The organism is Tepidibacillus decaturensis (assembly GCF_001561915.1).
Lineage (GTDB): Bacteria > Bacillota > Bacilli > Tepidibacillales > Tepidibacillaceae > Tepidibacillus_B > Tepidibacillus_B infernus.
The window spans coordinates 1,167,022-1,173,362 of sequence record NZ_LSKU01000001.1 but is presented as its reverse complement, the minus strand read 5'-3'; the positions used below and the strand labels follow the sequence as shown (position 1 = coordinate 1,173,362).

7 protein-coding genes are annotated in these 6,341 nt (G+C 41.7%); 1 reads left to right on the top strand and 6 read right to left on the bottom strand.

Going from position 1 to position 6,341, the window contains the following annotated elements; genetic code table 11:
• Nucleotides 1–582 (top strand): lytic transglycosylase domain-containing protein, encoded by a 582-nt coding sequence (locus tag U473_RS05685; protein ID WP_068724241.1) that lies wholly within the window; start codon nt 1–3, stop codon nt 580–582.
• 57 nt (nt 583–639) lie between these two features.
• On the opposite strand, the gene U473_RS05680 is transcribed toward U473_RS05685, so the two are convergent.
• From U473_RS05680 to U473_RS14535, 6 genes are all read right to left on the bottom strand, one after another.
• A complete protein-coding gene (locus U473_RS05680; RefSeq protein ID WP_068724240.1) occupies nt 640–897 on the bottom strand; it encodes a hypothetical protein in 258 nt (85 codons plus the stop codon).
• Between the two features lie 202 nt (nt 898–1,099).
• Nucleotides 1,100–1,513: a hypothetical protein gene (locus U473_RS05675; protein WP_068724239.1), complete on the bottom strand. Its 414-nt coding sequence runs from the start codon at nt 1,511–1,513 to the stop codon at nt 1,100–1,102.
• Between the two features lie 39 nt (nt 1,514–1,552).
• Entirely contained in the window at nt 1,553–2,572 is a 1,020-nt protein-coding gene (locus U473_RS05670) for a cupredoxin domain-containing protein (protein WP_068724237.1), read from the bottom strand.
• A 24-nt stretch (nt 2,573–2,596) separates the two neighbouring features.
• Nucleotides 2,597–3,748, bottom strand: a complete 1,152-nt coding sequence (locus U473_RS05665) for a multicopper oxidase domain-containing protein (RefSeq protein WP_068724235.1) — start codon at nt 3,746–3,748, stop codon at nt 2,597–2,599.
• A 31-nt stretch (nt 3,749–3,779) separates the two neighbouring features.
• Nucleotides 3,780–4,784, bottom strand: coding sequence for a multicopper oxidase domain-containing protein (locus U473_RS05660; RefSeq protein ID WP_068724233.1), 1,005 nt, complete (start codon nt 4,782–4,784; stop codon nt 3,780–3,782).
• Between the two features lie 21 nt (nt 4,785–4,805).
• The coding region (locus U473_RS14535; protein ID WP_201024153.1) for a choice-of-anchor Q domain-containing protein at nt 4,806–6,341 on the bottom strand (1,536 nt) is incomplete at its 5' end.

The window sequence follows — 6,341 nt, the reverse complement described above, 5'->3', positions numbered from 1 at the left end:
ATTGAATCGTCTACAAACGATCTCCTAATCAAATATCTATTACTTGCACAAATCAATGCCAAGCAAAATGAGGAGAAGTATGGCGTCGAATCCAAATTTGATGAAATATTAAATCAAGAATTAGAAAAAGGCAGTCCTTTAAATCAAAATCAGGGTGGGTTAGTTAGATCCGTTTCAATTCCACCCATATTACATTACAAAAGGTATAGCAAAACTGACTTTGAAGATATAATTGATAAAGTTTCACAAAAATATCAAGTTTCTTCCGAATTGGTAAAAGCGGTGATCCAAGTAGAATCCAACTTTGACCCTAATGCAGTTTCTAAGGTAGGGGCGATGGGACTTATGCAATTAATGCCTAAGACTGCAGAATCTTTAGGGGTACAAAATCCTTTTGATCCAAAGGAGAATATTGAAGGTGGGGTTAAATATTTACGTCAATTATTGGACAAGTACCAGAATATCAAATTAGCATTAGCAGCTTATAACGCTGGATCAGGAAATGTTGATCGTTTTGCGGGAATTCCACCTTTTGCAGAAACGAGACAGTATATCGATAAGGTATTAAGTAAACTTTCATAAATCTGTATAGCAATTAACCCTGTGTTTTTTGGCACGGGGTTTTATATTTGTTTTAAACTATACAATAACAATCATTTTTTGTTTCGCATTCGAATTGGTTAATTCTTTTAAGATACTTTGATTGTTGTACTCTAAATCCTTTTTACTATAGTTATATTTTCCAGGTATTGAATGGCATGTTGTTTTTATTTTTTCTCCTTCTTGATCAATAAAAAGAATTCTTGTTTTATTTTGGATGAGAAGCAACTCCTCGGCAATCCCTCTTTCATTGATTTTTATTTTGATTTTACCTAATGGTTGATTCGTTTCAGGCATCTTTATCCCCCTTATCATGTTTATATTAGAAATGAAAAGTGAAATACTGGGTATTAGAACGAAAAGAAAAAAATGGAGGCTCGACCCCAAGTAGAAAATCTACTTATGGGACAGCCCCCATGAAATGAATTTATGTGAATATCGATATTAGTTTCTTAAGGTACTCCGTTTGTCTGTTCAACTTGGGCTGATTGTCCGCTAACTAGTCTGGAAAATTTGGTTGTCGGAACAGCAAGTTCGGGTCAGCTACAAAAATCTCACCGGTTGAAGGATCACCGTATCCTCCGATGACACTTACCTCAACCTTCTTAACATATTTACCTTCAACTCTTACACGCAAGATCGTTGTTGGGGAAATTTCTAAAGACAACATGGTAGACTCATTTTTATGAAGAATAACATCCTGAAATAAGACAACTGTTTCAGGACTAATAGCAGGATAAACGGAAACATTGCTTTGTACCACTTTGACTTTTACTCTGCTAGTCCTACATATCGGATTTGTCAACACAATATTAAGCATATTATTATAATTTTCGATCGTATACGAAAAAAAGTCAGGAGCTGACGGCACTTGAAACGGACCAATATTCAGAACATTCAGTCTTTTAGACATTTATTAAGTCCTCCTTTTTACGCAGATATTTTTTCAATTTTAAAACTTAGGAGAAACCTCTATTCTAGTCATCATTCCTCCCGGAAACTGGTCTTGATTCACTAGGTGATTGTATTCTCTATCATACAAATAAAATTCACCTGGGGTAGTCGGAGTGAGTATAACGTCCACGCTCTGACCCGATCCTAAAGTAATTCCTGTCTTTTCATAGGTGCCATCTATCAACCCGGTGACCAAGGGAAAGCTGTCTTCGGCCACAACTCGCCCGATAAGTCCCCCAAAATAAAAAGTATGATTCTGGTAGCCGGCGTTGATGACTCTCAGTAATACCTGATCGCCTGCTTGACAACTTATTTGAGAGCCATAAGGTTGGCTGGAAACTAGATCACCATTTAGTGTATCCGGAAAAGATCGGCCGTTGATCACCCAATAATCCGGTTTAAATTGCAGCATATTATAGTAAACGTTGGGAACGACTTGGTCATGCATTACACTGTCAAATTCCCCGATGACCAGTACTTTTTCTACGTCATACTTCGAGCGTGTTCCCGCTCCATAAGCTGTTTTATAGTTCGGATGGCCGAGGATATTGTACCCTACGGGTTTTATTGAAATAACACCATACATCCCCATTTGGATCTGTTTTTCCGCATGCGTCCCGCTTTCGAAAAGATAGATTCCAGCCTTGGCAGCTTCAAACTTATAGATAAGTGCTTTCAGAGAAGAAAAATTTGCAGTTTCTACATAGTCCGTCAGCGATATTAATTCACCTCCGGAAAATTGAGGTTGTACAGGCTGGTAAGCTACAGATGTTATTTGTTTGGCCATAACATGTTCCTGCCCTGGAAAAATGAGGGATACCGGCTCTCCAATAGGAACTGAATTTAAAAAATTGTTAAATAATATTATTTGTAAGATATCTCCAACTATTGCTTCAATTTTAGGGCCGGGAACTTGGGGAAAGCCGTTAAACGTAGACAGTCCCCAAAAAGGAATCGTTTTGCCAGGTAAAGATAACGTACCGTTCTTGACCCAAAAGCTCTTTGTAACGGTTCCCATGTTCTATGCTCCTTTACCAACAATTTATTCTAGTTTTCCCACATTTTGAGAAAGTGACGGATATATAGCGATCATCGTTATTAATCCTCCGGGAAATTCGCCCCAATTGGTAATTTTAGGTTCTGAATGGGAGTGCAGCATGAATTGGTACTCTCCGGACTCATTAAATGATACTACGGATTGAGGTATGTCGCCTTTTTCCCCAAGATATGGACTACCGCTCCACATCGTGCCTCCTATATCACCTATGCCCATGTTCCGCAGATTAGGCAAAATGGTCGGAATAGGATTGTTAGGGGCGTACCCTAATCCGTCCCACTTATAAATTTGGTCATAAGTTTGACCTGGACTAACCACAACTGTAAAGCGTTCATAAGACCGGTCCTCAGCGCCATTTCTCAATAATCTACCGTCCAATGCTATGACTCTGGTATGATTTCCATGAGGGTGAAGGGGATGATTGTCAATGCCTGCACCAATATATCGGATCAGCACTTTTTCACCAGGTTCTGCGAAAATCATAGAACTATAGGGCTGGTGTGGAAGGGTATCGACATGTTCCATCGTCATGGTGTCAGGTGCGCAGCGTCCATTCATGGTCCAGTAACGAGGCAAATAATTACTGACTAGATATGGTTTGCCTTCCTTTACCGCCTGATGCAGATTCGCATCTATTTCTCCTGTAATGATTAAATATTCACGGTCAAATTCAGTATCGGTCCCTGCACCGTAAGCTGTTTTATTCGCAATCTGATCATAATCCGAAGGACGTACAACTAATCCGCCATATAATCCCATAGGTACTTGCTTATGCGGGTTCGTTCCACTTTCATAAATAAAAGTTCCCGGATGGGCTGCAGTAAAGGTATAGGAAACCGTCCCTCCACCAGGTGCGGCGTAGTTCACAAAAGATAACAATTGATCGCCGCTATACTGAGGATGCACGGGTTGCCCTCCGACCATAACTCCCGTTTGTCCGGGAAATGAGATCGAAACCGGCTCAGACAATGTATTGGTCAAATTTACAATGACCGTTTCTCCCTCTGTTACAATGATATGAGGTCCCGGCAACTGAACTGGCTCGTTTTCACCTTTGGAAAACCCCCAGAAGTAGATGCTGTTGCCGTCAGGGATACTCAAGTAACCTTCTTTTGCCCAAAGATCTATTGTAGCCATAATTTCCCTCCTTAAAATGATTTGATAAAAATTATGGTTCAATGACATTCAATTCTGTAATCATTCCTCCAAATGATACTCCGTCAATCGTATTTTTCTGATGGCTGCGGTTATAAAGAATATATTTCCCTGAACGTGGGGGAGTACAAATGGCGTCTATGGTTTGACCAGGGGCAATAAAGACGGTATTTCTCCAATAACTCGTATCTTCATTATGATACCCTCGCAATAATTTAGCGTCTTGCCCCACAATCTTTAAAGGAATTCCCAGCAGTTGAATGCTGTGTTCCTGAAACCCTAAATTCACAAAACGCAACAATATCTTTTCCCCGGTATAGGATTCCATCAAGGATGAATAGGGCTGTAGTGGAAAATTCGGATCATCCGGCGGATTGACTGTATCAGGATACGATCTTCCGCTGATCATCCAATATTGCGGACTATATTCGGTCCAATCGAATGCTTGAACGTCTGCGATCAGGGCATGAGGTCTTTTATCCAGTTCTGTGAGAAAAATTAAAATTTCACGGTCAAATTCGGACGAAATGTCGTTATAAGCAAATTTTCTGCCGCTGTAAACCGGGTTTTTCTCAAGTAAGGGGCGGACGATTAAAGGTCCTACCATCCCCATCTGAATATGTTCCACAGGTTCAAAGTGACAGTGGTACATATATGTGCCGGGGCCTAGCGGCTTATAATAATATTGAAAGTTTCTACCTACTGGAACAGAGATCGAAGCTTCCGGCACGCCATCCCATATAGGGATTTGGTTTGGAAAACCATGCCAGTGAATCGTATGCGTATCATCTAAATCCGGTCTGACCGGAAACCCGAGATTTGTTAAGGTCAGATAAATTTCATCTCCTTCGTATATCTCTAACAAAGGCGCCAACAAAGTGGCTTTTCCGCGATATTCAAAAATTTCGTTTTCTGGGACGCCGCTAATATCACAAAAACCAAAAGTATAGTGGCTTGTTCCGTCAGGCATATGAATCAATCCATCAGTGGCGCCGTAACGCTTTTCAATGACTGCCATTTATACCACTCCTTTGTCGGACTATGGAACAACATACTCAACAGCCCCAATATCGTAGCTCATATCCTGCGGTCTGGTATTGCCGTCATAATCTAAATCCGGCGCATGAAAAGTTTCCGCTCCAATCGTGACTTGTGCTGTACCTTGGCCAATTACCGGAGATCCATTTGTTAGATGGTAGTCCCCCAAGCTTTGTGGAACAACCGTTATGATTTTTACAGATTTAAAATCTGGCTCCATGTTAAAGGCCACTGCAGTTAGCTGGATATTGTATTCTTGTACAAACATGGGGTTTGCTGCAATATTATTGCTTCCTCCGGCATATGGCACGGTCAGGCTGCAGTACTGCGGATAGAAATGTTCAAGCGTAGGGGTGCCAAATACTTCTAAATCGATAACATTTGTTTGTTCTCCGTAATTTCCAATGCCTGCTATGCCGCCTCTGCCGCCATTTAATGTTTGATCAAAAATACCTGCCCGATTGTCCCAGAATATATTGTTAAACAGAACCGGATTACTGAAATCAGGCATGCCTGGAGGAAGTGTGGCTTGGAAGGCGGCACTATGCTTTTCGCTGGCCAATCCTGCACCATGTGCCTGGCCATCGCTGTCTTCAGCAGTAGCTGTTGTGATGTTCTTCGCAATCGTATTATTCATAATGACTACATTGGAAGCATCATCCAGAGCAATTCCACCGCCCAGATCGGTAGAAACATTGTTAACAATCATATTATTGTAAATCATTATTCTGTATTCTCTCGGCTGGAGAAGCCGGATGCCGCCCCCGTCATCGTTGGCCAGATTTCCGCGAATCATGTTATTGTAAATAGCTACTTCCCCGGAGCCTGCGGTCAATGTTTGCGGAGGTACAGGCTGTTCTCCGCCTATGAATATACCGGCCCCTTCATCGAAAGAAGCGTTGAATTCGATAAAGTTATGGTGTATTTGGCCGCCTGTACTTAAGCCGTAGTGCGAAATGCCGCCGCCATATTCTGCCGAATAGTTGCCGCAAATATGGTTATACTCGACGTTATAGTCATCGGCTCCGTTAAATATGCCAATGCCGCCGGCCAAACTGATTCCGCCATTATTCAGAATACGATTATGATGAAGGTGCATATGGTTGTTAAAGTTATCTCCCACATAAGCTCTTCCGATCGTAATGCCGCCGCCAAAGCCGCCGCCGTTGCTTTGAATCACATTATTGCTGATGACAAGATAATTACAGTGAGCATTGGCGTATAACCCTCCGCCATCTTCGCCTCTTGCTCCGGTAATTCTAAACCCATCTATCTGCGGTTTAAAGGCGTCGCTAAAAGCCCCGGCCTTAGCCACCACTGTCAGAACTTGACCTCTACTGATATCCTTTACTTGATCCACTGGCACGAATTCAGGTCCGTCAAAATCTATGCTGTTCAATTTAGCAAGCCACTGGTCGATATGGGCAAGGAAGAATTTCCCGTCGATCACAGAACCCGCTACCGCTTCGCCATTGGATTTTATTCCTCCAGAACCCATCCCTTGCAACTTTACATTTTTATAAAGAATAGGATTTTC

Bases quoted from the DNA above. Each gene is read 5' to 3' on its own strand.
- U473_RS05680 (WP_068724240.1), bottom strand. From the start codon at position 897: ATGCCTGAAACGAATCAACCATTAGGTAAAATCAAAATAAAAATCAAT.
- U473_RS05675 (WP_068724239.1), bottom strand. From the start codon at position 1,513: ATGTCTAAAAGACTGAATGTTCTGAATATTGGTCCGTTTCAAGTGCCG.
- U473_RS05670 (WP_068724237.1), bottom strand. From the start codon at position 2,572: ATGGGAACCGTTACAAAGAGCTTTTGGGTCAAGAACGGTACGTTATCT.
- U473_RS05665 (WP_068724235.1), bottom strand. From the start codon at position 3,748: ATGGCTACAATAGATCTTTGGGCAAAAGAAGGTTACTTGAGTATCCCT.
- U473_RS05660 (WP_068724233.1), bottom strand. From the start codon at position 4,784: ATGGCAGTCATTGAAAAGCGTTACGGCGCCACTGATGGATTGATTCAT.